Consider the following 25,498-nt stretch of genomic DNA (forward strand, 5'->3'; position numbering starts at 1 on the left):
TGTCTTTTGTGGTCTTTTCTTATTTCCCTTTAATTACTTTAAGCATATTAAATAATGAATGCTTCATAACCGGGAGGACAATCTAATGAAATTTTCTAATTTAAACCGCTTGGAGATTGTAAATAAACTTAAAAGCGGACAATATGATGTTTTGGTTATTGGCGGAGGTATTACTGGTGCCGGAATTGCTCTTGATGCATCGGTTAGAAGAATGGATACTGCACTGGTTGAAATGCAGGACTTTGCAGCAGGAACATCAAGCCGATCAACGAAACTAGTCCATGGAGGCCTCCGATACTTAAAACAATTTGAAGTAAGAATGGTAGCAGAAGTAGGGAAAGAACGCGCCATCGTGTATGAAAATGGTCCACATGTAACTACACCGGAATGGATGCTGCTCCCATTGCATAAAGGGGGAACCTTTGGCAAATTCAGTACATCGATTGGCTTACGAGTTTATGACTTTTTGGCAGGAGTGAAAAAATCAGAACGCAGAAGAATGTTATCGATCGATGAAACATTAGCTAAGGAACCGTTGATTAAGAAATCCGGATTGAAAGGCGGAGGCTACTATGTTGAATATCGGACAGATGATGCCCGGCTGACAATTGAAGTAATGAAGGCAGCAGTTGAAAAGGGAGCCGTAGCCTGTAATTATACAAAGGTCAGCAAACTGATTTACCATGAGGGTAAAGTTGTTGGTGTGTTTGTAGAAGACCAGCTGACCGGGGAAAAATACGAAGTACATGCGAAAAAAATTGTCAATGCAGCTGGACCGTGGGTTGATTCAATCCGTGAGATGGATCAATCTAAAAAAGGGAAAACATTGCAGCTTTCAAAAGGGGTCCATCTTGTTATTGACCAGTCACGGTTCCCGTTAAAACAAGCTGTCTATTTTGATACACCGGATGGGCGGATGGTCTTTGCCATCCCGCGTGAAGGAAAAGCATATGTCGGTACAACAGATACATTTTATGATCAGGACGCGGTTAATCCATATATGACAGTTAGTGACCGCAGATACATTCTTAATGCAATTAATTACATGTTCCCTGAGGTGAACATCAGGGAAAAGGATATCGAATCCAGTTGGGCTGGAGTAAGACCACTTATCTACGAAGAAGGGAAGGATCCATCTGAAATTTCGCGAAAAGATGAAATCTGGGAGTCCCAATCTGGTTTAATTACGATTGCCGGCGGTAAATTAACTGGTTATCGGAAAATGGCTGAAACAATTGTGGATTTACTGGCTGCTAAATTTAGGAGTGAAGAAGGAAAGGAATATCCAGCTTGTATGACAATGAAGCTGCCGATTTCAGGCGGTGATGTCGGTGGAGCAATAAACTTCCCTGCCTTTGCAGCTGGAAAAATCGATAAGGGAATAGCCGCCAATCTAACCAAAGAAGAAGCGCTTCAATTAACAAAAATCTACGGTTCAAACGTTGATTTAGTTTTCCAGCTGTTAAAGAGGCACGAAGCTGACGCGGTTAAATATGGATTGCCATTATCATTATTTGCTAAACTGGTTTATGGGATAGAAAAAGAGATGGTAGCGACCCCAATGGATTTCTTCATCCGAAGGACCGGTGCCCTTATGTTTAATATTGATTTAGTTGAAAAATGGAAGAAACAAGTGATTGACTACATGAATGATCAATTACATTGGTCGAGAAAAGAAAAACAAAACTATTCATTTATGTTGGAAAACGCTTTAAACTTATCCGTCATTCCTATTGATGAATAAAGTTTTTGACAGTTTTGTGAACAATGTCGTAATAAATCGTTTTTAGTTGTTAGAAAAAGATGAAAATGCTATTCTAGCTTTTGTATATAAAAAACCCAAATTTAAGAAAGAACGAATCCATACATGATTGTTCGTTTTTGGGAAAAAATATACTGAAAAGAATGGATGTTTATTCTTTAGTCTAATGTCGATTTAGTTGACTAAATGGCGAGAAATGTTTATTTTTAATAAAGCAAGTTTAATTTTTATCATATTTTAAAGGAGTTTGATTTAGCATGGCAGAGAAACAATTTAAAGTAATCGCAGAAACAGGAATTCATGCAAGACCGGCAACTTTATTAGTCCAAACAGCAAGCAGATTTGATTCTGAAATTAATTTAGAATATAAAGGTAAAACAGTAAATTTAAAATCTATTATGGGAGTTATGTCACTTGGTGTCGGTCAAGGTGCTGATATTAAAATTTCAGCTGAAGGCAGTGATGCTGCCGACGCCCTTAATGCACTTGAAGAAACAATGAAAAAAGAAGGTTTGGCATAAAAATGACTTTTTTAAAGGGAATTGCTGCTTCAAACGGTATTGCAATCGCGAAGGCATACCGTCTTGTAGAACCAGATTTATCATTTGAAAAGAGAACGATTGAGGATGCCACTAAAGAAGTAGAACGTTTCCGTAAAGCAATGGAAAAATCTAAATCAGAGCTTGAAGCTATTCGTGACAAGGCTAAGATAGAGCTTGGAGCTGATAAAGCAGCGATTTTCGAAGCACATCTTCTTGTTCTAAGTGACCCTGAACTAAATGCACCGATTGAAGATAAAATTCAATCTGAAAAAGTGAATGCTGAGTCGGCATTGAAAGAAACTGCAGATATGTTCATTATGATGTTTGAACAAATGGATAACGAATATATGAAAGAACGGGCTGCAGATATTCGAGATGTCACAAAGCGTGTCCTCTCTCATTTGGTGGGTGTTCAATTGCCAAACCCAAGCATGATTGCTGAAGAGGTGATCATTGTTGCTGAGGATTTAACTCCTTCAGATACTGCACAGTTGAACCGTAATTTTGTTAAAGGATTTACGACAAATATTGGCGGGCGTACCTCACATTCAGCGATTATGGCTCGTTCAATGGAAATTCCTGCTGTTGTTGGAACAAAGACGGCGACAGAAGAAATTTCGAATGGTGACCTTGTTGTAGTTGACGGTTTAAGTGGGGAAGTACATATAAACCCAACTCCTGAACTTGTTGAACAATATCGTAAAATTCATGAAGACTATGAAGTTCAAAAAGCGGAATGGGCAAAACTCGTGAATGAACCGACAATGACAAATGATGGACACAGAATAGAACTAGCTGCCAATATCGGTACTCCCAATGATTTAAAAGGAGTAATTGAGAATGGCGGTGAGGGTGTAGGTTTATATCGAACTGAGTTTCTTTATATGGGAAGAGATCAGCTTCCTACAGAGGATGAGCAGTTCGAATCATATAAAGCCGTACTAGAAGGAATGGCAGGAAAGCCTGTTGTCGTTCGTACCTTGGATATTGGCGGCGATAAAGAACTGCCATATTTGGATTTACCGAAAGAAATGAACCCTTTCTTAGGCTTCCGCGCTATTCGTTTATGTTTAGAAGAACAAGGCATTTTTCGTACCCAGCTTCGGGCATTGCTTCGCGCAAGCAGCTATGGGAATTTAAAAATTATGTTCCCAATGATTGCAACACTGGACGAGTTCCGTTCTGCAAAAGCGATCCTTGAAGAAGAAAAGCAAAAACTTCTTACAGAAGGTCAAACGGTAGCCGATCATATTGAACTTGGAATCATGGTGGAGATTCCGTCTACGGCCGTTTTAGCTGATCAATTTGCTAAAGAAGTAGATTTCTTCAGTATTGGAACAAATGATTTGATTCAATATACGATGGCTGCTGACCGGATGAACCAGCGTGTAGCCTATCTGTATCAACCATATAGCCCTTCAATTTTAAGGCTTGTAAAAATGGTTATTGATGCGGCACATGCAGAAGGTAAATGGGCAGGTATGTGCGGGGAAATGGCCGGGGATGAAACAGCTATTCCAGTCCTTTTGGGTCTTGGTCTTGATGAATTCTCGATGAGTGCGACTTCTATTTTAAAAGCTCGTTCACAAATCAAGAATTTGAACAAGTCCGATATGGAAAAGCTTGCCCAAGAAGTGTTAAATATGCAAACCACTTCACAGGTTATTGAAGCAGTTCAATCTGCCACAACAAAAAACTAATATAGCATCAGACCGGTACATATGTACCGGTCTTTTATTTGTGCGACGGGCAGTCGTACCTTGTGCAGATTACTTGCACTGAATGAGTTGTTAAAGGTTGGAGTACGTTATCTCGGTAAACACGACTCCCGAATTCCAGAAGACTCATTCTCTCGAAGGTGGAAGTCCTTCCATTAGAGTGCTGATACAACTAGTGAAGACTAATCTAGGGCATCACCGTGAGGTGGTGTCTGAAGGAGATGCGGACAATCGAGAGACCCGTAGTCGGATAAGCAGACCCAAATGCAAAAGTGTGAAGCACGGCGGCGGGGTAAGTTGGCGACCATGCGATTATAATGGGAAGCCCGCTACAAACAGTAATGGTTTCTGTTCAATGAATCAGCCGGGCAGAAACAGCTTACCAAGTGATGGTGCTGGGTATGTTTAAAAGGAAGGTACGATGACCCCGTGAGGTCTCCATTCTTACCGAAAGGACATTCATCTATAAGGTTAATCTGAAATGATGGCTGTGGATGGAGAAGTCAGACGTTCTCATAGTACGGAAGTAGTGTATGGACCAAACCATACATGAACGGAAGGGGAACGACCTTGTGGCTCCACATCTGTAAAGGTGTGTAATGCTAACAGAAAACGATACTTCGGTATAAACGAGCTGAATGTACACAATGAAGGGTGCGGAATATGCAATGAATCAAGCGTTAAAATTCAAATGGCATAGTATTTACGGACAAATTCTTTTCGACAGAAAACTAAAAGATGCTTGGGAAAAAGTAGAAGCCAATAAAGGGTCTGGTGGTATTGATGGCGAAACGATTGACAGTTATAGATACCGTCTAGAAGAAAATTTAGATTCGCTTTTACAAAAGTTAAGAAAGAAAGAATACAAACCTTCCCCAGTAAGAAGGCACTACATTCCCAAGAAAAATGGCAAAAAGAGACCTCTAGGCATACCAAATATAGAAGACCGAATTGTCCAACAGGCTTTGGTAAACGTTCTTCAGCCGAAATTTGAAAAGGGTATTTTCCACAAATGGTCATGTGGGTACAGACCTAATGTAGGACCAGAGCGTGTTCTACAAATAATCCTTGCAAATATCGAACAAGGTTACAATTACATCTTCGATGCAGACATTAAAGGATTTTTCGATAATATTCCACACAAAAATCTAATAAAAGTCTTAAACAAATACATTGCAGATGGAACTGTGTTAGATATGATATGGCTGTGGTTAAAGGCGGGATATATGGAAGAAGGAAAATATCATTTAACTGATTCTGGGACTCCGCAAGGAGGAGTCATCTCGCCACTACTTGCGAACGTTTATCTAAATGAACTTGACTGGACTTGGGCAGAACATAAATTTCGATTTGTAAGATTCGCTGACGACTTCTTGATATTTGCTAAATCAGAAGAAGATATTAAAAAGGCGGCTGAGATTACGAAAGATAAATTAGCCGAACTCGGTCTGGAGCTTGCATCGGAGAAAACAAAGATTGTAAATTTTGATGACGATGACTTCGACTTTATGGGATTTACGTTTGAACACTGGAGAAAACGTAAAAAGGATGGTAAGCCATACTATATCGCCAAACCAAAAGAAGCTACTTGGAAGGATTTTCGACAGAAAATCAAAGATAAAACCAGGAAAACTCTAACCCTAAGCAAGGAAAAATGGATTGACCAAGTAAATCCTGTAATACGAGGTAAGGTTAACTATTTTCTAACCATATATAAAGCGATTAAAGCGAATGAAGAACATGGATTTGCAAGTTCATGTTTCTTTAAAGCATTCGGGAAAGAGTTACAAGCGATAGATGGCTATATTCGGCAAAGACTAAGAGTATCCATGATACATGCCCATCCAAGCCAAAGAAAAGGTCATGCCATGAAAACGAAGTGGAATAATAAATTCTTTGCGATGATAGGTCTCATCCCTTCATATTGGTATTATTATCATAAAATATACGGTTTTTCCTTAGAAAGCTACATTCTTCGAATGAAAGAGAAGCAACAAGAGAAACAGGAGAAAAGAGTTCTTAAAGCAAAAGAACAAGGTCAAGAGTATTATACTCCCGACCTTGTTCGTAAAATGAAATATGCACAAAGATTAGCAACGTACTGATTCTGTAACACATTGGTAAGCCGTATGCCTTAATAGGGCACGTACGGTTTGATGAGGGGGTAGCCTCGAAAGAGGTTACCCTACTCTATTTTGTTTCAAAAAAATCTTGCAACCTGTATAATACATAGCAGTAATGGTAGGGATGTGATTGTATGAGCAAAATTAAAATTGTAACCGATTCAACATTGGATATATCAAACGAAATGGCCGATAAGCTTGGTATTGTAATTGTACCTTTGGCTATAACGATAAATGGAGAAACCTATCTCGACCGGGTAGATATCAATCCGGTTGAATTTATTGAACATATGAGTGGTGCAAAAGAATTACCGAAAAGTTCTCAGCCTTCTCCGGGTGCCTTTCTTGAAGTTTACGATCGCCTTGGTGATGAAGGCTATGAAATATTATCTATCCATATGACAGGGAAAATGAGCGGTACCGTTCGCTCAGCAGAAAGTGCTGCGCAAATGACAAAGACTAAAGTGACTGTTATCGATTCAAAGTTTATTTCGAAAGCCCTTTCCTTTCAAGTAAGGGAAGCAGCTGAGCTGGCAAAACAAGGGAAGAGTGCGGAAGAAATACTTGAGCGCTTGGAGACCATCCGTGAGCATACTAAATTATACATAATGGTTGACACGCTAGAGAACCTTGTTAAAGGTGGACGGATTGGAAAAGGGAAGGCCTTTATCGGGTCACTATTAAACATCAAACCAATTGCCTCGTTAGAAGGGGCAGAATATACTCCAGTGACAAAGGCACGCAGTCATTCCCAGGTTGTTAAATTTATGGCGAAGCAGTTTGCTGAAGATGTAAAGGGGAAGACAATCCGCGGTGTAGGGATTGCCCATGCTGAGGCACATGAACTTGCTGTGAAAATTAAAGACAGTATTTTTGAATTAACAGGGTTTCAAGACGTGGAAATTGATTATACTGGTCCAATTGTCAGCACACATACCGGACCGGGTGCACTTGCGGTAATGTATTACTATGAATAAAATAGTTTAAAGTGAAGGATGATGCCTGGCATCGTCCTATTTTTATGGGTAAAATAAGATTTTTTGGAAAAGATAAGGGGAAATTATATGGTAAAAGGTGTTGCCGATGTTCAAATGGTTAGCCGGAAAAAAGATCATAGAAGGATCGAACCAGCATAGTTTAACGATTGAAGGATTAAAAGAACAGATAAATAGTCAACTCCATGTGGGAGGCGATTTGACTTTTAGAACTTTAAAACAAGATGGTAACAAACTTGTTTGCTGCTATATGAAGAGCTTAATTGATAAAACCGCCCTTGATGAATTTATTGTAGCGCCACTTCAAGAAAATACCCACACTGAATGGACCTGTGAAGCAATTGCTCAAATCCTTCCGATTGCCGATTTATCTGCCCAAAATCAAATTGATGATGTGGTTGAGGGGATAAATGCCGGATATGTATATATTTATGTGGAAGGGCAGCCTTATGGAATTCTTGGTAATGTTAGTAAAACGGTAGAAAGAGGAATTGAAAAGGCAGAAACAGAATCACTTGTATATGGGCCTAAAATTGCCTTTACCGAATCACTTATTGGCAATATCAATATTTTAAGGCAAAACATAAAAGATACCAATCTTTGTATGGAAGATTTAACGGTTGGAACGAGAACAAAAACAGAGGCAAAGCTCATCTATATTAAAGATATCGCGGATGAAGGTAATGTCAACATTTTTCGAGAGAGGATAAGTCAATTAGAAATCGATCATGTACCAGGCACTACTGTCCTAGGTCAATTAATTGAGAATAATAGTTGGACGGTTTTCCCGCAATTAGTGACAACGGAACTACCTGATCGCATCTCGATTGCCCTTATGAGGGGAAAGGTTGTTGTCCTAATGGACCGTAGTCCTGATGCCTTATATGGTCCAACACCATTTTTTACCTTTTTTGAGTCCACTGAAGATGTGTATATGCGTTGGAACATGGGGCTTGGTTTAAGACTCTTACGGTTATTGGCAGCTTTTATTTCTGTTCTGCTCACGCCCGCCTATGTCGCAGTTTTGACCTATCATTATGAGGTCATACCATCGGCATTGCTGGTTTCATTGGGGCAATCTAGAGCGAATGTACCATTTCCACCTATGTTTGAGGCACTTTTGCTTGAATTTTTTATTGAGCTATTACGAGAGGCAGGAGCTAGGCTGCCAACGAAGGTTGGTCAAACTATGGGTATCGTTGGCGGTATTGTTATTGGGCAAGCAGCAGTGGATGCCGGTTTTACGAGTAATATTTTAATTATTATCATTGCCCTAAGTGCGCTTGGCTCATTTACCACTCCTAGTTATTTAATGAGTACGGCCATTCGGATGATTCGGTTTCCAATCATTCTGCTAGCCGGCTTTTGGGGAGGAATCGGGATCATGGTTGCATTTTGTTTTTTACTCATTCACCTATTAAAACTGGACACGTTGGGAGGATCCTATCTTTCCCCTGTCTATCCATTACGATGGAAGGATCTGGGATACAGTTTCTTCCGCGTTCCAACTCAATATCTTTCAATGCGGCCAATAACGAACCGCCCAAACGATGTGCAGCGATTTTCCGCGCAAAAAGCGAAGAAAAAGGATGTAGATGAATAGGAGCGAACAAAATGAAGGTGAATTTGCATCCAAAGAAGAGTATCTTGTTTAATGCTTTTTTTCTTATGTTTATTATTCACTCAGTGCAAGCTGGAGTAGGGATTATCGGGCTGCCAAGAGTCGTTTTTCTAGATGCAAAGCATGATGCCTGGATCTCTGTGTTATTGGGCGGGGTGTTCAGTTCAATTGTTTTGTGGTTCGTTATGATGATGCTAAGACAATATGAAAGTGCCGATTTATACGGAATTCATGTGGATGTATTCGGAAAATGGCTTGGTAATTTTCTAAGTATTATTTATATGTGCTATATGTCCGCAAGCTTTTTTATTATTTTTATGAACTATATAGAAATTGTTCAGGTGTGGATTTTTACAACTTTACCAACTTGGCAGCTTGCTTTCGTTCTTATACTGATCGCCGTCTATGCTGTTTATGGTGGAATTAGAGTGATAGTTGGTGTGGCGTTTCTATCTGTGATGGGAACAGTGTGGCTTATTTTGATTCAAATAGTACCTCTACGGTATTCGGACATTGCGCATATTTTTCCGATTATGAATGTGGATGTAAAACATCTGCTAATGGGCGCAAAAAATACAACTTTATCGATGATGGGCTTTGAATTAATCTTATTTATCTATCCTTTCATTAAGGAAAAACAGAAAGCCCATCTTTATGTCCAGATTGGAAATGCTTTTACGACACTCACATTTACGATTCTTACATTTATTTCCATTATCTTTTTTGCAGAAGACAGTCTTAAGAATGTTATCTGGCCTGTGATTTCAATGTTTAAAGTTGTCAAGCTTCCCAATCTAGAAAGGTTTGAATTTATTGTTGTTTCCTTTTGGATGCTGGTGATATTACCTAATTTGTGTACTTACTTATGGGCGGCCTCAAAAGGTTTTTCAAGAATTTTAAAACAAAAGCAAAAATGGGGGGTATGGATCATTGCCTTACTTGCTTTTAGTACTACTTTTTTTATAAAAGCAAGATATCAAATGAATGTGGTTACAGATTTAGTCGCAAGAATAGGGTTTTATGCGGCTTATTGTTACCCAATTGTTCTTTCCATAATTGTTTTCGTCAAAAAGCGGATGTTAAGGAGGAAAAAATCACATGCTGAAGTGTCTTAAGCGGAATCTGCTGGCTGCTCTACTTTCTTGTGTCATTTTTTTATCGGGATGTGTTGAGCGGAAACAGTTGGAAAAGTTAGGATTAATGACGGCTGTAGGGTATGATTTAGAACAGGAAAATCGGATTAAGGGTACAGCAGTTGTCCATAAATTTGATCCCCTAGCAAAAAATCTAACGAAAATCATTACTGTTGACGGCAATACAAGTAAGGCAATACGACAAGAGCAAAATCTTGAAACAGATCAAAGACTTGTCATGGGACAGCTTCGTTGTGTGATCTACAGCAGGGAATTGGCTAAACGTGGAATTGTCCAGCTTGTAGATGCCATTAATCGAGATCCAAGCATTGGAAATACGGTTTACTTAACAGTTGCGGAAGGTGATGCTTCATCCATTTTAAATATTGAACAGAAGAATCTTAAAGCAGATCTTGGGACATATTTATATAATTTAATTAGACAAAATGTTGAAAGTGAGCAGCTCCTTTCTCCCACACTGCATGACTTCAATCATTTCTTTAGTGATCATGGAAAGGATCCAGTCTTGCCCATTTTAAAAATAAAGAATGGGACCATTATCATATCGGGGATTGCCCTTTTTAAGGAAGACAAGATGGTAGATACACTCAATAGTGACGAACTTTTTTACTTAAAAGTCTTATCAGATAAATATCAATCCGGATCATTCGAACTTGGTTTTAGCCGCTCCCGATTTAATAAAGTCATCAGGAAAGTAGAAGATATTGCTTATCGAACGGTTTACAATAAATTTTATCTTAATCTTGATAATATTCGCAGTCATTCTACAATAAAATTAATCGACAAACAAAACCTTCGTTATAAGATAGAGATAGACTTGGCATCAATATTGTTGGAAGCGACAGAGCCGTTAGATTTGTCTACTCCGGAGAATATTAAGTATATTGAAAATGAAGCAAATAAAGAAATGGAAAAAGAGATTAAAAAATTACTTCTAACTTTACAAAAGAATGAAGTGGATCCTGTAGGATTTGGGGAAAAATATATTGCCAGTACACGGGGGAAAAGGATTTCAAAAAAAGGATGGAAAAGAATATACAAAAATGCAAAATTTGATGTTGAAGTAAAAAATACAATAATAAAGACTGGTTCTATTGATTAAAGCCATTTACTTTCTTCTTTTTCATTTCTTTGTTACACTATTCACGTTATGGAATAGAAAAGGTAGCAGGTGATACGATGAAGGCACGGTTTTTGTTTGTTTTTTTGGTGATTAGTGCAATTATAATGTCCGCTTGCGGGAAAAAAATCGAAAATGCCGTTAATTGGCCGGTTAAGGATTTTACCGCGACTACACAGGACAACAAGGAGTTTGGCTTAAAAGATTTAAAGGGGAAAGTTTGGATTGCCGATTTTATTTTTACCAGCTGTGCGGACGTTTGCCCTCCAATGACATCCAATATGACGAAGCTGCAAAAAATGGTAAAAGATGAAGGCCTGAAGGATGTGGAATTCGTTTCCTTTAGTGTTGATCCAACGGTAGATACACCCGAAATATTAACAAAGTATGTCAAACCATACGGTGTTGATTTGGAAAACTGGACGTTTTTAACTGGTTACTCACAGGAGTTTATTGAAACATACGCTGCAAAAACATTCAAAACATTTGTGAAGAAACCTGAAGAAGGTGACCAAGTGATTCATCAGACTTATATCTATCTAGTAGATCAGGAAGGCAATATCAAAAAATCTTATCAAGGATTCAAGGATGTACCCTTTGATGAAATCATCAGTGATATTAAAATATTGCAATAGACCATTATATAGGTCTATTTTTTTTGCCAAGAATAGGATATAGTACATATTTGTTTTGTATGATTCGAGTCGTGGTATAATAAAATTAGTTTAGAAGGCAGGTGAATAAAATTGAAAAAGTTTTTCACCCCTCTAATTCTCTTGGTATTATTATTATGTTCATGCAATCAATCCAATCCATTAATGCTCCATCAGGAAAAGAAAGTTGCAGCACAGGTTTTGGCACAAATCCCTGCTGATTTTTACCCGCGAAAATTAACAATCGTTTCTGCAGGTGATTCCTTAACACAAGGTGTTGGCGATAGTACAGGTCAAGGCGGTTACTTACCCTATTTAAAAACTATGCTGGAAAAAGAAAAAGGGATCCAGGAAGTTGATTTCTATAATTTTGGTGTAAAGGGCAATCGAACAACACAGTTGTTAAAACGTCTCAAAACCCCGGAAATGAAAGATGTATTGCAGAGAGCAGATTTGATCATCTTAACCATTGGCGGCAATGATATTATGAAAGTCGTAAAGGACAATATATCAAATTTGCAGATATCTGATTTTATTAAGGAAAAAGACTCCTATCGCGGTCATCTAACACAAATTATCGATACGATTGTTCAGGAAAATCCCAATGCATCCATCGTATTGGTCGGCCTGTACAATCCATTTTCAATGTGGTTTTCTGATATAAAAGAAATGGATCAAATTGTTGCCGAATGGAATCAAGTTGGTCAACATGTGATTGCCAATTATCCCCATACCTATTTTGTAGAAATAGAAGACGTATTCTTAAATGCAGCCGAAAATCTTTTATATACTGATCATTTCCACCCAAATGATAAAGGCTATGAATTGATTGCCGAAAGGCTAAACGAGACATTGAGTGAACGTGTAATCCCTGATCTGGGGAATATGCCCTATACGGTAAGTACAGAGGAGAATTAGATGAAAAACAAATGGAAAATTGGATTCCTGCTTCTGTTAGGAATCAACCTTTTGTTCGCTACAATTATTTTATCGCTGGTTTTGGCCCCAGTGAACGAAAAAGGAATAAGTAAATTAAAGAGTCCAACTGGTGATCATGTTTCTTTTCATGTCAAATCAAATAAATACGATTTAAATAGACTTATTAATCATTACCTGAAGGAAGAAGCTGCTGATTCGCCAATTGATTATCGGGTCATATTGGGGGAAGAAGTCGAACTATACGGGACATTGCCGTTTTTTAGTGAACGATTAAATTTAAAGTTGACCTTTGAGCCTGTAGCACAAAAAAATGGTGACCTAGTCTTAGAACAGAAATCAATGTCTGTCGGTAAGTTACATCTTCCGATCTCTTATGTTTTAAATTTTATTAGTGAAAACTATAAGCTTCCAAAAGGGGTCGATATTAGACCGAATGATCATCTTGTCTATGTCCATATGCAGCAATTAAAATTGAAAAGTGATTTGAAAATCAAAGCTAATAAATTTGATCTTAAGAAAGACGACATTGCTTTTACAATATTAGTACCTTTTAAATAGGTGCCTCGTTTCTTATACGGGCACCTATTTTTTTAATTTTTGATACTAATAATTTGAAATTCGGGTGTGCCTTTAGATAAACCGAGAAATACAATCGTACAGCTTTCATTTGCTTTAAATTGTACTTTTGGCATTGGCAGGACAATTTCTTTACTGCCTGCCATTCTAGCTTCAAGGTCAACGGTCATTGGGGTTAATCCTAAATATTCTGTTGCTTGTTTGTAAGAAACTTTAGGAAAAATTACATCGCGTTCCTTCACGGCAATATCAAGCGGCGGGGTATCTGGTGATAAGTGAATAAAGCGAACCTTTGCTTCATTTAATGGGACCTCTGGCTGAGTTGAAAATATTAGCAGACGCATCTTTTTAACGGAATCAATTGTTGTCAGCGTGTACCATTTTCCCCCTTCAACCGTTATCTTTTTATTGATGATGCTATCAACCATGTTCCCTGATGGATATATATCGATATGGTATTTTCCCGGATTTAATGAAAGTTCCTGACTAACCTGTGTAAATGGCAGATCCTTTATGACGCGGTTTCCATTTATATACATATCAATATTGGGTGCATCATGGGAGGTATGAAGCAGCCGGACTTTTGCTTCTCCATGCTGTGAGGGCGAATTTGTGCGCATGATGTTCATTGCCTTATTCATGTTCTTAAAATGTTTTAAATAGAAATGCATGTGTAAGGTTGGGTTAGTATACTTATAATATTGTGCTAATAAATCATACATGGCGGCTTTTTGAAGATAATCAGCTTGATTTCTTGTCTCGGTCATTTTATCAACTCCTCTCATGTTAATGATACTAATAATTTATTCAATTTAATCTAGGTAGGTGTCTACCTTCTGTTTGCGGAAAATTGGAATTTTTGTTTACAAGTGGATTATTTTTGCATATACTATTTATAAATATAATTGAAAGTGGGTGACGTGCAATGTTAATTGAAACGAAGAGAACTGCAGTTGAGTTGAATATTGTTTGCACAGCCCAAATTTTTGCCGTATAGGGTCTTCTTTTTAATACCCTTTATTTCTCGACGCGAATACAACCATGGGCTGTGTGTGCCTATGGTTTTTTATTTTAAAAAAATAAAGATTCGCTGGAGGAATAAGGATGAATTTAGTAACAATGGGTTTAACTGAAAAGGTAAAGAATAATTTTGAATCGATAAAAACAACTGAGGATTTGATTATTGGCCGAGTGGCCCTTGAGCACAAGCGGATGTATCGGGTTTGGACCGAAAAGGGTGAATTATTATGTGAGGTTTCGGGAAAGTTCAGTTTTCAGGCTCACACTAGAGAGGATTTCCCTGCAGTGGGTGACTGGGTCTCACTGAAACCCAGATTTACTGAAGGGAAGGGGACTATTTTCACTGTATTACCGCGAAATAGTAAGTTCTCAAGAAAATCAGCTGGTGCCACCGCTGAAGAACAAATTGTAGCTGCAAACGTTGATACTGTTTTTCTTGTTAATTCGTTAAATGAAGATTTAAATTTACGTAGAATCGAACGCTATTTACTGCTGACATGGGAAAGCGGAGCAAAGCCTGTCATTGTGTTAAGTAAAGCAGATTTATGTCAAGATATGGAGAAAAGATTAGCTGAGGTTGAAGCTATTGCCTTTAGCGGTGTTCCCGTTATTCCGATTAGTTCCGAGACGATGAGCGGATTTGAAAAGTTGACCCCCTTTTTACAGCCCGGTAAAACGGTTGCCTTGCTTGGATCTTCAGGGGTGGGAAAATCGACCTTAACGAACCGATTATTAGGTGAAGAGAAGCAAGTGGTTCAAGAAATCCGAGAGGACGATGCGAAAGGGAGACATACAACGACCCATAGAGAGCTAATCTTATTGCCAAATGGCAGTATCTTAATTGACACACCCGGAATGAGAGAATTGCAATTATGGGAGAGTTCTGAAGGGTTAACGGAAACCTTTTCAGAAATTGAAGACCTTGCATCACAGTGTCATTTTCGAGATTGCCGGCATGAGGATGAACCAGGCTGTGCCGTGTTAAGGGCGATTGAGGATGGATTCGTAGCGGCTGAGCGGCTGTATAGCTACAACAAGCTGCAAAAAGAATTGGCGTTTATTGAACGAAAAGCTGATAAGCGGGCACAGTCTGAGGAAAGGAAACAGTGGAAACAGATTAACAAACAAATGAAACAGCGAAAAAGCCGATAAAGAGATAAAGCCGAGCCAGGATGGACTGGTTCGGCTTTATTTTTCAATTAGAATTTGAATTCACCTTGGGATAGGTCCAGTTCCAAGATTTTATTTTCAAGCAAACTTTCGGTATACTTTTAGGTAAAGATGAAAAGGGGTGGGAAAGTGGAAGATAAACATCAATTAGCAACTTTTGCCGGCGGCTGTTTCTGGTGTATGGTGAAGCCGTTTGATGAACAGCCGGGCATTATAAGTGTTTTGTCGGGATATACAGGAGGAACCGTCGAAAACCCGACCTATCAGCAGGTTTGCAGCGATACAACAGGACATTTTGAAGCTGTGCAAATTACGTTTAATCCGGATGTTTTCCCGTATGAAAAATTAGTGGAGTTATTTTGGCAGCAAATTGACCCAACAGATACCGGCGGACAATTTTATGACCGGGGGCAATCGTATCAAACGGCAATTTTCTACCATAATGAATCACAAAAAAGACTTGCTGAAGAGTCTAAACAGCGATTGCAGGAGAGCGGCCGATTTACGAAGCCAATCGTTACACCGATCTTACCGGCGAAAGCCTTTTATCCTGCTGAAGAGTACCATCAGCACTACTATAAGAAAAACCGAGCTCATTATGAGTCCTACCATGTCGGATCAGGACGGGCCGGTTTTATCGAAAGGCATTGGGGGAACGAACATGCAAAATAAAGATCTGAAAAAAGAATTGACACCCATCCAGTATGATGTAACGCAAAATAATGGGACAGAGCCGCCGTTTCGCAATGAATATTGGAATGAAACTAGAGACGGGATTTATGTCGATATTGTTTCCGGTAAGCCGCTATTCAGTTCGCTAGATAAATTCGATGCTGGCTGCGGCTGGCCAAGCTTTACGAAACCGATGGAAGAGGAAGAAGTAACTGAAAAAGAAGATTATAGTCATTTCATGGTCAGGACGGAGGTGCGGAGTAAATCTGCTAACTCCCATTTAGGCCACGTATTCAATGACGGACCGGAACCAACCGGCCTGCGCTATTGCATCAACTCTGCTGCGCTACGCTTTATTCCTAAGGAAGAGCTTGAAGACAAAGGTTACGGAGAATTTTCCAAACTGTTTGAAGCAAAATAAAAAGCCGCGTGCGGCTTTTTATTTTGCCGATAGGAAAGTATAACTTTCCTATTAGGCATAAGTGCACCTACGTATCTGTCTGCGCCTAACGGCTCGCCAATCGGCGAGTTTTCTTTATGCGTTTTCCACTTTTTGTTTTGAAGATGTAGTCATCCCGCCAGATAAGATAAATTTCATCGCATCCTCAGGCTTTACATCGATAATCTCAACTTGCTCCTTTGGGAGTAAAAATGTAAATCCTGCAACCTGAAATGTTTGCGGAATATAGACGGCCACATGATTCTTTAAAGGGCTGTAGAAATCTTCTAATTGTTCCGAAGTGATGAAGCCAATACTGCGCATCTCAGTTCCCGGTATGATTACCAATGCCACCTTGGAAAATGATTTCTTATCGCCAAGGAAGGATTGAACGGTATCCTTAATGACAGAATAAATCGTCTTGACTACGGGAATCTTTTCGAGGAGCCGGTCAATCAGTCTAATAATTTTTCCGGATATATACTTTGTAGACAGCCAGCCTAAAACGGTAATCAAAATAATGGTCGTCAATAAGCCGAATCCAGGAATATAATCTTCTCTTAAGTACGGTCTCAGCGTGTTTCCTAACAAGCCATCTAGAAACAAAAATGTTTTATAAATAACATAAATCACAAGAATAATCGGCACAATGGTTAAAATACCATTAACAAAATTCTTTATTATTGATTTCATCGAATCACCCACATTTTTATCATTGTCTCTCATAATATAGGCGAATGCACATACAGGTCAAGTGTCTAGTACATAAAGTAACATGGAAAAGATACAATTTATTGAGGAGTGATCGTGTAATGTATGGAGGATTTGGTGGATATGGATACGATGGCTGCTGCGGTTATCCGGCATACCCTGTAGGAGGATGCGGCTTCGGCATTGGTGGCTTTGCCTTAATCGTTGTCCTATTTATTTTGTTAATCATCATCGGCGCAAGCTGGAACTTTTGTTAAAATGTAATAAGCTGACACGTGGTGTCAGCTTTTTCTTTGGTTGGAAAAGAAAATATTAACCGATTGTAACCTTTTCCTTTGGATAATTGAATTTTTCCTTACTGCCTTTGCCTCGTAAGATGAGTAAACACGTAACAATGCCCACTCTCCCGATAAACATTAAGATAATGATAAGGATCTGTCCAAAAGTAGTTAATCTTGGTGTTAATCCCATCGATAATCCATTTGTACCGAAAGCTGAAGAAACTTCAAAAATGACCTCTATTAGTGTGCCCTGCTCAGTAATCGAAAGGACTAAAATCGAACATAAACAAAGAAAAGCCGCAGTTGTGAGTACAATAAATGATTTAAGCACATCTTCACTATGCAGCTCCCTTTTAAATATTTTAATCGAGCTTTTCCCCTGCGCATAAAAAATAATCGCTAAAATAACAATCGCGAATGTGGTTGTGCGGATACCTCCGCTTGCACTGCTTGGTGAGCCGCCTATAAACATCAAAATCGATAAAAACAACTGGTTGCTTGGAGTGAATTCATTAATATCCATTGTCGTTAGCCCAGCACTTTTTGTTGTTGCTGAATGAAATAACGAGTAAAAAAACGATTCATGCCACGTTTTATTTTGAAAAAAGTTATCTTTATCAAGAAGAAAAATAAATAGTGCTCCCAATACAGTAAGAATGATAAAGGTTAAGGTTGTTAATTTCGTAAATAAGGTAAAGTGGAATTTTTTCTTGATTCTTACACTTAATAAGAATTCATAAATCTCCACCATCACTGGAAATCCGATTGCTCCAACAATCATTAAAAATATAATCACCGTTTGAACAAAATAGTCGTGGCTGAATGGGCTAAGAGACTCATTGGTAATATCAAATCCCGCATTTGTTGTCGCACTAATGGAAGCGAAAAATCCATGTTTAAAAGCAGAGAGTGGACTATTGTAATAGTTCATGAACCAAATACCTAAAATAATGCCGCCGATTAATTCAAAGGAAATAAAAATAATGAAAATCCGTTTAGCCAGCTGCACCAACCCGGCAAGCTTTGATTGGTTTTGGTCAATCATAATCAGTTGTCTTTCTTTCAATCCCACCTTTTTACCAAGCATAATCCAGAGGAAGGTACTTAGGGACATGACCCCGAGTCCTCCTAATTGTAGAATCAGGCATAATAGAAAGATACCAAAGTTACTAAATGTATCCTTTAACGAAATGACACTTAGACCTGTAACACTAATGGCGCTGGCAGAAGTAAACATCGCCTCAATAAAACTTAGCGAAACATTTTCTCGATGGGCGAGAGGGATTTTTAGTAACAATGTAGAAACGATTAATGCAGACAAATAAAAAATGACGATTAACTGTATAGTCGATAGTTCCTTCGTTTTTGATTGAAGTTTTTTTATTGTATTCATATGACCCATTCCTTCTGTAATCTACAGTCATTCTATAATACCTATGCCAAAAAGTAAAAGATAGTTTGATAAGACCACGATTTAATATTTCTTTATCCGTACGACTTCAATGAGATGATAGAATGAAAATTCCCTTCATACAATGAAATAAGACTTATTTAATAAAAGAAAGTGGTGTCTTATGAAAAAATCGTTTCTCATTAAACCGTTGCTCGATGAAATATACCCGGTCATTGATTATGGCAAAGGGGTCTTTTTATATGATGTGGAGGGGAAGAAATATCTTGATGCTGCTTCAGGTGCCGTTACCGCCAATATCGGGCACGGTGTAACCGAAATCATTGAAGCGATGCAGCAACAGGCGAAAAAGGTTTCATTTGTGTATCGTTCGCAATTTACAAGTGAGGCAGCTGAAAAGCTGGCGGAAAAAATTGCTGAGTGGATTCCGGGAGAGCTTAATTGGAGTTTCTTTGTGAACAGCGGCTCGGAAGCAACAGAGACGGCGATGAAAATGGCGATTCAGTACTGGCAGGAGCAAGGTATTTTGACAAAGACGAAAGTGTTATCAAGATGGGTCAGTTATCATGGGATCACATTAGGCGCACTGTCGATGTCCGGTCATGCCGGGAGAAGAGCAAGGTTTGTTCCACTTTTAGAGGATTTTCCAGTTATAAACCCGCCATATTGCTACAGATGTCCATACAATCTTGAAGCACCATCATGCGGTTATATGTGTGCACAGGAATTGGAAACGGTGATCAAGCGGATTGGCGCTGACCAAATTGCAGCCTTTATCGCTGAACCTGTTATCGGTGCTGCAGGCGGCGCGATTGCACCGCCAAAAGAGTATTTTAAGACGATAAAAAAGATTTGCGAGGACAACAATATTCTCTTTATTGCTGATGAAGTGATGACAGGATTTGGCAGAACGGGAACGGTGTTAGCCTGTGAGCGGTGGGACGTCATTCCGGATATTGTAGCATTTGGCAAGGGAATGGGAGCAGGGTATGCACCTATTGCGGCAGCGGTTGCAAGTGAAAAGGTGATGGCGCCAATTTTGGCAGGAACAAAGTCAGTGATGAGCGGTCATACATTAAGTGCTAATCCCCAATCATGCGCCGTGTCATTAGCTGTCCTTGAATATTTAGAGAAAAACGAAATTATAAAAGAAGTAGAATCCAAAGGGATTTATTTGAAAAATCAGCTTGAAAAACTAAGTGATATATTTCCATTTATCGGGGATGTCCGCGGCAAAGGCTTACTGCTTGGCATCGAATTTGTCGAAGATCGCGAAACGAAAACCCCCTTTCCGAGAAAGTCTTTAATTACTCAAAATGTAGTAGCGCTTGCAAAGGAAAAAGGCCTCCTCGTATACCCTGCTGGTGCTGGAATTGATGGAGTGAACGGTGATGCCATCATTATTTCCCCGCCCCTAACGATTACTAATAAAGAGATTGAGATCTTAGTATTCTTATTAAAAGAAACATTTGCTGCCTTTTCAAACCAAATAAATCCAGGAATGGTTGGTGATCGTTAGATGGAAAATTCATTTGGAAAAGTCACAACCTTAGAAGCCGCGATGGAATTTTTTCACGATAGCATGACAATCATGTTTGGCGGCTTTGGTGGGGTCGGTTCTCCACCGACATTGATTGATGGGATATTGAAAAAGGGGATCCAGGATCTTACTTTGATAGGGAATGATACAGGTTTCCCGCACATCGGCATCGGGAAAATAGTCAGCCGGGGACTTGCCAAGAAGGTCATTGCTTCGCATATTGGTTCTAACCCGATAGCAGGTCAGCTGATGCATAAAGGTAAGCTGGAGGTGGAGTTTTCACCGCAGGGAATTTTAGCGGAAAGAATTCGGGCCGGGGGTGTCGGTCTGCCGGCTTTTCTTTCAGATATCGGGATGGATAATGAAATGGTATCGAAGAATAAACCGCTCTGTATGATTGAGGGGAAAAAATATCTTGTAGAAACTGCCTTAACCGCCGAGGTTGCCGTCGTTTATGCAAAAAAGGCGGATGAATTTGGAAATTTAATTTATGACAAGAGTGCCCGTAATACCAATCCACTTGTTGCGATGGCAGGAGAGATTACGATTGCAGAGGTAGAAGAAATTGTCCCAATCGGCAGTCTCACTCCTGAAGAAATCATTACTCCGGGAGTATTTGTTGATTATTTGATTCCTTCTAAGGGGGTGAATTGGAATTGGGCATGGGAGTAGATGTGCGCAATCAAATGGCGAAAAGGGCGGCGGAGGAAATTCGAAATGGAATGGTAGTCAACCTTGGCATCGGCATCCCTTCACTTGTTCCTAACCATTTGTCAAAGGAGACCATGGTGATGTTTCATGCGGAAAATGGGATCACCGGGATGGGCCCTAGCCCTGTCAAGGGAGAAGAGGATGAAAATTTATGCAATGCCGGTGGTTTCCCAGTCACAATAAACAGTGGAGGTTCTTATTGTGACAGTGCCATTGCATTTGGCATGATACGCCGTGGAAGGGTTGATATAACCATCTTAGGTTCGCTTCAGGTCAGCCAACAAGGCGACCTTGCAAACTGGATTGTTCCCGGCAAAAAAGTCCCCGGCATGGGTGGAGCAATGGAACTTGCGCAAAAGGCAAAAAAAGTCATAGTCGTCATGAATCATTGTGACAAGAATGGCGCGCCGAAAATTGTTCCCTCTTGCACATTACCACTAACCTCGGCTCGCTCGGTTGACCTTATTATCACCGACTTAGCTGTTTTCAAGGTTACTGCAGATGGCCTGCTTTTGACGGAAATGTTTGCACCATACAGTTTAGAAGAGGTAGTAAATAAAACAGGATGTGAATTTAAAATAGCTGAAACTGTTCGTCGTATTCCATACTTATTGTAAATCTGCCTGGAGGAGTGATTCAGTTGAAGGACCATGAAAACCAAATTAAGCAGTGGTTAAAGGAGAATCGAGCCCGGGGTGCAAGATTGTTACAAATTCTTGTTCGTGAAAATAGCACAAGGGGGAATGAAAGTAGTACACAAGCACTAGTGATAGAAAAATGCCGGCAGCTTGGATTAGCATTAGATATTTGGGAAATTGGCAGTGATGACTTAAAAAATCACCCAGCCTTTTTCTGCGACCGCCAAAGCTTTGATGGAAATCCTAATTTGGTAGCCGTGTTAAAAGGGGCAGGGGGAGGCAAATCTATCATTCTAAACGGTCATATCGATGTTGTGCCAGTTGGGGAGGAGTCAAGCTGGACTCATGACCCGTTTAGCGGTCTGATTGAGTGCGGTAAGCTGTATGGCCGGGGTGCAACCGATATGAAAGGCGGAAATGTGGCGCTCCTCATGGCGATAGAATCGTTGGTTGCTAATGGAATTAAGTTAAAGGGGGATGTTATTTTTCAAAGTGTAATTGAGGAGGAAAGCGGCGGGGCAGGAACGCTAGCAGCGGTTTTACGAGGATATCATGCGGACGGGGCCATTATTCCAGAACCCACTAATATGAAGCTTTTCCCGAAGCAGCAAGGGTCGATGTGGTTCCGAATTACTGTGAAAGGAAAGGCCGCTCACGGGGGAACTAGATATGAAGGTGTCAGTGCCATCGAGAAATCGCTGCTTGTGATTCAGCGATTACAACAGTTAGAGAAAAATAGAAATGCCAGGATTACAGATCCCCTATTCGAAAAAATCCCAATCCCCATTCCGATCAACATTGGCAAGATCAAAAGCGGCGAATGGCCTTCTTCGGTGCCTGACAGCGCTATTATCGAAGGAAGAATGGGGGTATCGCCGGAAGAAATGATACAATCGGCACAAGTTGAAATGGAAAATTGCCTGCGGGAATTATGTGCACAAGATGGATGGCTCCGTGAAAATCCTCTTAAAATTGAATGGTTTGGTGCTAGATGGCTGCCGGGAAGTCTTGAAAGTGATCATCCTTTGATGAATGTTCTAATGAGGAGTTTCATGGAAGTAAAGGGAGAACCCCCTGTTGTGGAAGCAAGTCCCTGGGGAACGGATGGCGGAATTCTTTCCACCGTAGGAAATACTCCTGTTGTTGTGTTCGGGCCCGGGATAACCGAAACGGCTCACGATGCTAATGAGCATATCCATTTGGAGGATCTGTTTGCTGCAAGTGAAATCATCGCTTTAACACTTTTGAAATGGTGTGAAGTGGCTGAATAGTCCTTTACCGTCATTTACAATTAATTGGTATAATAGTTTTATAGAAATAGGCAAATGTCTGGCTTTATTCTAGGCTAGACTTTTTTCAAATAGGATGTGCTAAAGGAGTGATCTAAATGAACCAAACTGCATCCACCATTTATCTTGAAGAGGAAAGCTATTACCTCGAAGTGTACCTTGATCCTTTTAATAAACGAATTCGTGTGGATGATTATCGCGGAAATACACATTTGCTTCTGGATAAGGCCGAAGAGCTTGTTCATCATCATCATGCGGAAAAGCTAATCATAAAGGTGCGCAGCGAAGATTTTATTGCTTTTTTTGAAAAAGGCCTTCAGCCGGAAGCGGTGGTCGACCGCTATTTTCTTGGCTCTGACGCCTATTTCTTTTCTAAATTTTATACACCAGACCGCAAGCAGAATGAACAGTGGATTACCGAGGATGGGATGATTCAAAGTATTTATCATTTAGACACATCCGTGGAAAAAATGTATCCGCCGAAGGAGTACGAATTAAAAAAGGCGGATGAAAGCTGTGCCGCCCAACTTTCCGCATTATATAAACAAGTATTTGAAATTTATCCAACCCCATTACACGATCCGGAATATGTAAAAAAGACGATGCAGGAGGGAACAATCTATTATGTCTTTTTCCATCAAGGAAAAATTGTCAGTGCCGCTTCTGCTGAAATCAATACCTTTTATAAAAATGCTGAATTAACGGATTGTGCCACATTAACAGAACATCGGAAATATGGACTGATGAAGATTATTCTTCATGAGCTTGAGCGTGAATTGAAGCAAAATGGTATCTTTTGTGCATACTCTATTGCCAGATCATTATCCTTCGGCATGAATGCTGTTTTATTTCAACTTGAATATTCCTATCGGGGAAGGTTCATGAATAATTGTTATATTTATGACAAACTTGAAAATATGAATATGTGGGTAAAGAATCTGGCAACTTGCTAATATTTCGGCTGATAGTGCCAATTTTTCGGCACCCTATTATGGCTAGAAGGGCAGGTGAAGGATATCATTCAATTAACGGCGTTAACACAAGAAGTTCTGACAGCTATTCTTAAGAGCATTGATGAAGGCATCCATGTAGTCAATACTGAAGGAAGAACCATTTTTTATAATCAAGTAGCAGCAAAGCATGATGGTATGGAAGTCAGGGAAGTTCAAGGAAGGCATTTGATTGACGCATTCCCTTCCCTGACAGAAGAGTCAAGTACACTGCTGAAGGTCATTAAAACGGGGAAGCCTATTTATAATCAAGCACAGGTGTATCTTAATTTACATGGGACAAGAATTGATACCATTAATACGACACTGCCAATCTTTCTTGGAGAAGAAATTATCGGTGCCGTTGAAATTGCTAAAGACTATTCGCGGATGAAACTACTGGCAGAAAGATTATTGGATTTACAAAAAGGCGTCAATAAAAGTAAGAAGAAAAAGGGAGCGAAACAAGTAAACTATACATTAAGTGATTTAATGACAGTTAACCCTGAATTCAGCAGCTTGATTGATGAAGCAAGGAAGCTGGCAAAATCAGATTCTCCTATTCTCGTTTACGGGGAGTCTGGGACCGGGAAGGAATTATTTATTCAGGGGATACATCATGAATCGCACCGATCAAGCGGGGCCTTTATTGCCCAAAACTGTGCGGCCATACCGGAAACCTTGCTGGAAAGTATCCTTTTTGGCACTGCTAAAGGCAGTTATACAGGAGCAGTTGAGCGAAAAGGCCTTTTTGAACTTGCTGACGGGGGTACCCTTTTTCTTGATGAATTACATACAATGCCAATCGAACTGCAAGCAAAGCTTCTACGTGTTTTAGAGGACGGGATGGTAAGAAGGGTCGGAAGCTCGCAAAATATTTCTGTTGATGTGCGTGTCATCGCCGCAATGAATGTACATCCGAACGTGGCTCTTATGGAACAAAAGCTGCGGTCTGACCTTTATTATCGGTTAAATGTGTTTACATTCTCACTCCTTCCATTAAGGGAGCGAAAAGAAGATATATTGTATTTAACGCATTATTTTGTTCAAGAGTTTAATAAAAAACTAAAAAAAGAAATTCAAGGTGTGGAAAAGAAACTTGAACGTTTTTTCATCGACTATCAGTGGCCGGGGAATGTCCGGGAACTGAAACATACAGTGGAATATATGATGAATGTTTGTGAAGTCAGTCGCTTAAGGTATGAGGATTTGCCAATTATGCTCCGTCAGCATCCTTCCCAAACTAAAGTGAAAAGTTCTCCGCTTGAAGGATTATCATTAAGAAAAAATCTTGAAGCCGTTGAGAAGTCACTGATTATGAATGCCTTGGAAGAAAGCGAGGGGAATATTAACCAAGCAGCAAAGCTTTTAGAGATTCCAAGGCAAACGTTACAATATAAACTGAAAAAAATGAACGAATAGCT

Annotated in this window: 25 protein-coding genes; 22 read left to right on the forward strand and 3 right to left on the reverse strand. The window is 39.6% G+C overall.

Going from position 1 to position 25,498, the window contains the following annotated elements:
* Window positions 1-85 precede the first annotated feature (85 nt).
* The 12 genes from ACO1D1_RS11830 to ACO1D1_RS11885 all read left to right on the forward strand — a co-directional run bounded on the left by ACO1D1_RS11830 (window position 86) and on the right by ACO1D1_RS11885 (window position 13,185).
* Entirely contained in the window at window positions 86-1,744 is a 1,659-nt protein-coding gene (locus ACO1D1_RS11830; RefSeq protein ID WP_423336055.1) for a glycerol-3-phosphate dehydrogenase/oxidase, read from the forward strand.
* A gap of 275 nt (window positions 1,745-2,019) precedes the next feature.
* Window positions 2,020-2,283: a phosphocarrier protein HPr gene (locus ACO1D1_RS11835; protein WP_149869419.1), complete on the forward strand. Its 264-nt coding sequence runs from the start codon at window positions 2,020-2,022 to the stop codon at window positions 2,281-2,283.
* 2 nt (window positions 2,284-2,285) lie between these two features.
* On the forward strand, window positions 2,286-4,004 hold the full coding sequence (gene ptsP / locus ACO1D1_RS11840) for a phosphoenolpyruvate--protein phosphotransferase (protein ID WP_423336056.1): 1,719 nt from the start codon (window positions 2,286-2,288) through the stop codon (window positions 4,002-4,004).
* Window positions 4,005-4,197: 193 nt separating this feature from the next.
* Complete coding sequence (locus tag ACO1D1_RS11845; RefSeq protein ID WP_423336057.1) at window positions 4,198-4,431, forward strand: hypothetical protein; 234 nt, start codon at window positions 4,198-4,200, stop codon at window positions 4,429-4,431.
* A gap of 259 nt (window positions 4,432-4,690) precedes the next feature.
* Window positions 4,691-6,127 carry a group II intron reverse transcriptase/maturase gene (ltrA, locus tag ACO1D1_RS11850; protein WP_423336058.1) on the forward strand — a complete coding sequence of 479 codons (1,437 nt, stop codon included), beginning with the start codon at window positions 4,691-4,693 and terminating at the stop codon, window positions 6,125-6,127.
* A gap of 152 nt (window positions 6,128-6,279) precedes the next feature.
* Window positions 6,280-7,122 carry a DegV family protein gene (locus ACO1D1_RS11855; protein WP_423336059.1) on the forward strand — a complete coding sequence of 281 codons (843 nt, stop codon included), beginning with the start codon at window positions 6,280-6,282 and terminating at the stop codon, window positions 7,120-7,122.
* A gap of 106 nt (window positions 7,123-7,228) precedes the next feature.
* Complete coding sequence (locus ACO1D1_RS11860; protein WP_423336060.1) at window positions 7,229-8,743, forward strand: spore germination protein; 1,515 nt, start codon at window positions 7,229-7,231, stop codon at window positions 8,741-8,743.
* Window positions 8,744-8,754: 11 nt separating this feature from the next.
* On the forward strand, window positions 8,755-9,876 hold the full coding sequence (locus ACO1D1_RS11865; RefSeq protein ID WP_149870690.1) for a GerAB/ArcD/ProY family transporter: 1,122 nt from the start codon (window positions 8,755-8,757) through the stop codon (window positions 9,874-9,876).
* The gene (locus ACO1D1_RS11870) at window positions 9,860-11,017 is read left to right on the forward strand and encodes a Ger(x)C family spore germination protein (RefSeq protein WP_423336061.1); all 1,158 of its coding nucleotides are present in this window, start codon (window positions 9,860-9,862) and stop codon (window positions 11,015-11,017) included. The genes ACO1D1_RS11865 and ACO1D1_RS11870 overlap by 17 nt, the downstream gene beginning before the upstream one ends.
* A gap of 77 nt (window positions 11,018-11,094) precedes the next feature.
* Window positions 11,095-11,670, forward strand: a complete 576-nt coding sequence (locus ACO1D1_RS11875) for an SCO family protein (protein ID WP_149872733.1) — start codon at window positions 11,095-11,097, stop codon at window positions 11,668-11,670.
* 111 nt (window positions 11,671-11,781) lie between these two features.
* On the forward strand, window positions 11,782-12,606 hold the full coding sequence (locus ACO1D1_RS11880) for an SGNH/GDSL hydrolase family protein (protein WP_149870688.1): 825 nt from the start codon (window positions 11,782-11,784) through the stop codon (window positions 12,604-12,606).
* Entirely contained in the window at window positions 12,607-13,185 is a 579-nt protein-coding gene (locus ACO1D1_RS11885) for a YpmS family protein (protein WP_149870687.1), read from the forward strand.
* 32 nt (window positions 13,186-13,217) lie between these two features.
* Here ACO1D1_RS11885 and ACO1D1_RS11890 read toward each other — a convergent pair whose 3' ends face one another.
* Window positions 13,218-13,970 (reverse strand): DUF4397 domain-containing protein, encoded by a 753-nt coding sequence (locus ACO1D1_RS11890; protein ID WP_149870686.1) that lies wholly within the window; start codon window positions 13,968-13,970, stop codon window positions 13,218-13,220.
* 337 nt (window positions 13,971-14,307) lie between these two features.
* Here ACO1D1_RS11890 and rsgA point away from each other — a divergent pair, with 337 nt between their 5' ends.
* The 3 genes from rsgA (at window position 14,308) to msrB (ending at window position 16,486) form a co-directional block, all read left to right on the forward strand.
* Window positions 14,308-15,375, forward strand: a complete 1,068-nt coding sequence (gene rsgA / locus ACO1D1_RS11895; RefSeq protein ID WP_149870685.1) for a ribosome small subunit-dependent GTPase A — start codon at window positions 14,308-14,310, stop codon at window positions 15,373-15,375.
* A gap of 129 nt (window positions 15,376-15,504) precedes the next feature.
* On the forward strand, window positions 15,505-16,065 hold the full coding sequence (gene msrA / locus ACO1D1_RS11900; RefSeq protein WP_149870684.1) for a peptide-methionine (S)-S-oxide reductase MsrA: 561 nt from the start codon (window positions 15,505-15,507) through the stop codon (window positions 16,063-16,065).
* Window positions 16,055-16,486 (forward strand): peptide-methionine (R)-S-oxide reductase MsrB, encoded by a 432-nt coding sequence (gene msrB, locus ACO1D1_RS11905; protein WP_149870683.1) that lies wholly within the window; start codon window positions 16,055-16,057, stop codon window positions 16,484-16,486. Before msrA ends, msrB begins: the two co-directional genes overlap by 11 nt.
* A 114-nt stretch (window positions 16,487-16,600) precedes the next feature.
* Here msrB and ACO1D1_RS11910 read toward each other — a convergent pair whose 3' ends face one another.
* Entirely contained in the window at window positions 16,601-17,197 is a 597-nt protein-coding gene (locus ACO1D1_RS11910) for a DUF502 domain-containing protein (protein WP_149870682.1), read from the reverse strand.
* 119 nt (window positions 17,198-17,316) lie between these two features.
* Here ACO1D1_RS11910 and ACO1D1_RS11915 point away from each other — a divergent pair, with 119 nt between their 5' ends.
* Complete coding sequence (locus ACO1D1_RS11915) at window positions 17,317-17,472, forward strand: YjcZ family sporulation protein (RefSeq protein ID WP_149870681.1); 156 nt, start codon at window positions 17,317-17,319, stop codon at window positions 17,470-17,472.
* A gap of 55 nt (window positions 17,473-17,527) precedes the next feature.
* Here the strand turns inward: ACO1D1_RS11915 and ACO1D1_RS11920 are convergent, their stop codons facing one another.
* Window positions 17,528-18,889, reverse strand: a complete 1,362-nt coding sequence (locus tag ACO1D1_RS11920; RefSeq protein WP_149870680.1) for a TrkH family potassium uptake protein — start codon at window positions 18,887-18,889, stop codon at window positions 17,528-17,530.
* 181 nt (window positions 18,890-19,070) lie between these two features.
* Here ACO1D1_RS11920 and ACO1D1_RS11925 point away from each other — a divergent pair, with 181 nt between their 5' ends.
* The 6 genes from ACO1D1_RS11925 to ACO1D1_RS11950 all read left to right on the forward strand — a co-directional run bounded on the left by ACO1D1_RS11925 (window position 19,071) and on the right by ACO1D1_RS11950 (window position 25,496).
* Window positions 19,071-20,426, forward strand: coding sequence for an aspartate aminotransferase family protein (locus ACO1D1_RS11925; protein ID WP_423336062.1), 1,356 nt, complete (start codon window positions 19,071-19,073; stop codon window positions 20,424-20,426).
* A complete protein-coding gene (locus ACO1D1_RS11930; RefSeq protein WP_149870678.1) occupies window positions 20,427-21,119 on the forward strand; it encodes a CoA transferase subunit A in 693 nt (230 codons plus the stop codon).
* On the forward strand, window positions 21,104-21,775 hold the full coding sequence (locus ACO1D1_RS11935; protein ID WP_149870677.1) for a 3-oxoacid CoA-transferase subunit B: 672 nt from the start codon (window positions 21,104-21,106) through the stop codon (window positions 21,773-21,775). Before ACO1D1_RS11930 ends, ACO1D1_RS11935 begins: the two co-directional genes overlap by 16 nt.
* 23 nt (window positions 21,776-21,798) lie before the next feature.
* A complete protein-coding gene (locus ACO1D1_RS11940; protein ID WP_423336063.1) occupies window positions 21,799-23,067 on the forward strand; it encodes a peptidase in 1,269 nt (422 codons plus the stop codon).
* Between the two features lie 116 nt (window positions 23,068-23,183).
* Entirely contained in the window at window positions 23,184-24,038 is an 855-nt protein-coding gene (gene ablB / locus ACO1D1_RS11945; RefSeq protein ID WP_423336064.1) for a putative beta-lysine N-acetyltransferase, read from the forward strand.
* Between the two features lie 63 nt (window positions 24,039-24,101).
* Window positions 24,102-25,496, forward strand: a complete 1,395-nt coding sequence (locus tag ACO1D1_RS11950) for a sigma-54 interaction domain-containing protein (RefSeq protein ID WP_423336101.1) — start codon at window positions 24,102-24,104, stop codon at window positions 25,494-25,496.
* Window positions 25,497-25,498 lie beyond the last annotated feature (2 nt).

Origin of the sequence: Neobacillus sp. 19 (genome assembly GCF_049463095.1) — a bacterium.
Lineage (GTDB): Bacteria > Bacillota > Bacilli > Bacillales > Cytobacillaceae > Neobacillus.

Coding starts and splice junctions, on each gene's coding strand:
- ACO1D1_RS11830 (WP_423336055.1), top strand. CDS start 86: ATGAAATTTTCTAATTTAAACCGCTTGGAGATTGTAAATAAACTTAAA.
- ACO1D1_RS11835 (WP_149869419.1), top strand. CDS start 2,020: ATGGCAGAGAAACAATTTAAAGTAATCGCAGAAACAGGAATTCATGCA.
- ptsP (WP_423336056.1), top strand. CDS start 2,286: ATGACTTTTTTAAAGGGAATTGCTGCTTCAAACGGTATTGCAATCGCG.
- ltrA (WP_423336058.1), top strand. CDS start 4,691: ATGAATCAAGCGTTAAAATTCAAATGGCATAGTATTTACGGACAAATT.
- ACO1D1_RS11855 (WP_423336059.1), top strand. CDS start 6,280: ATGAGCAAAATTAAAATTGTAACCGATTCAACATTGGATATATCAAAC.
- ACO1D1_RS11860 (WP_423336060.1), top strand. CDS start 7,229: ATGTTCAAATGGTTAGCCGGAAAAAAGATCATAGAAGGATCGAACCAG.
- ACO1D1_RS11865 (WP_149870690.1), top strand. CDS start 8,755: ATGAAGGTGAATTTGCATCCAAAGAAGAGTATCTTGTTTAATGCTTTT.
- ACO1D1_RS11870 (WP_423336061.1), top strand. CDS start 9,860: ATGCTGAAGTGTCTTAAGCGGAATCTGCTGGCTGCTCTACTTTCTTGT.
- ACO1D1_RS11875 (WP_149872733.1), top strand. CDS start 11,095: ATGAAGGCACGGTTTTTGTTTGTTTTTTTGGTGATTAGTGCAATTATA.
- ACO1D1_RS11885 (WP_149870687.1), top strand. CDS start 12,607: ATGAAAAACAAATGGAAAATTGGATTCCTGCTTCTGTTAGGAATCAAC.
- ACO1D1_RS11890 (WP_149870686.1), bottom strand. CDS start 13,970: ATGACCGAGACAAGAAATCAAGCTGATTATCTTCAAAAAGCCGCCATG.
- rsgA (WP_149870685.1), top strand. CDS start 14,308: ATGAATTTAGTAACAATGGGTTTAACTGAAAAGGTAAAGAATAATTTT.
- msrA (WP_149870684.1), top strand. CDS start 15,505: ATGAAAAGGGGTGGGAAAGTGGAAGATAAACATCAATTAGCAACTTTT.
- msrB (WP_149870683.1), top strand. CDS start 16,055: ATGCAAAATAAAGATCTGAAAAAAGAATTGACACCCATCCAGTATGAT.
- ACO1D1_RS11910 (WP_149870682.1), bottom strand. CDS start 17,197: ATGAAATCAATAATAAAGAATTTTGTTAATGGTATTTTAACCATTGTG.
- ACO1D1_RS11915 (WP_149870681.1), top strand. CDS start 17,317: ATGTATGGAGGATTTGGTGGATATGGATACGATGGCTGCTGCGGTTAT.
- ACO1D1_RS11920 (WP_149870680.1), bottom strand. CDS start 18,889: ATGAATACAATAAAAAAACTTCAATCAAAAACGAAGGAACTATCGACT.
- ACO1D1_RS11925 (WP_423336062.1), top strand. CDS start 19,071: ATGAAAAAATCGTTTCTCATTAAACCGTTGCTCGATGAAATATACCCG.
- ACO1D1_RS11930 (WP_149870678.1), top strand. CDS start 20,427: ATGGAAAATTCATTTGGAAAAGTCACAACCTTAGAAGCCGCGATGGAA.
- ablB (WP_423336064.1), top strand. CDS start 23,184: ATGAACCAAACTGCATCCACCATTTATCTTGAAGAGGAAAGCTATTAC.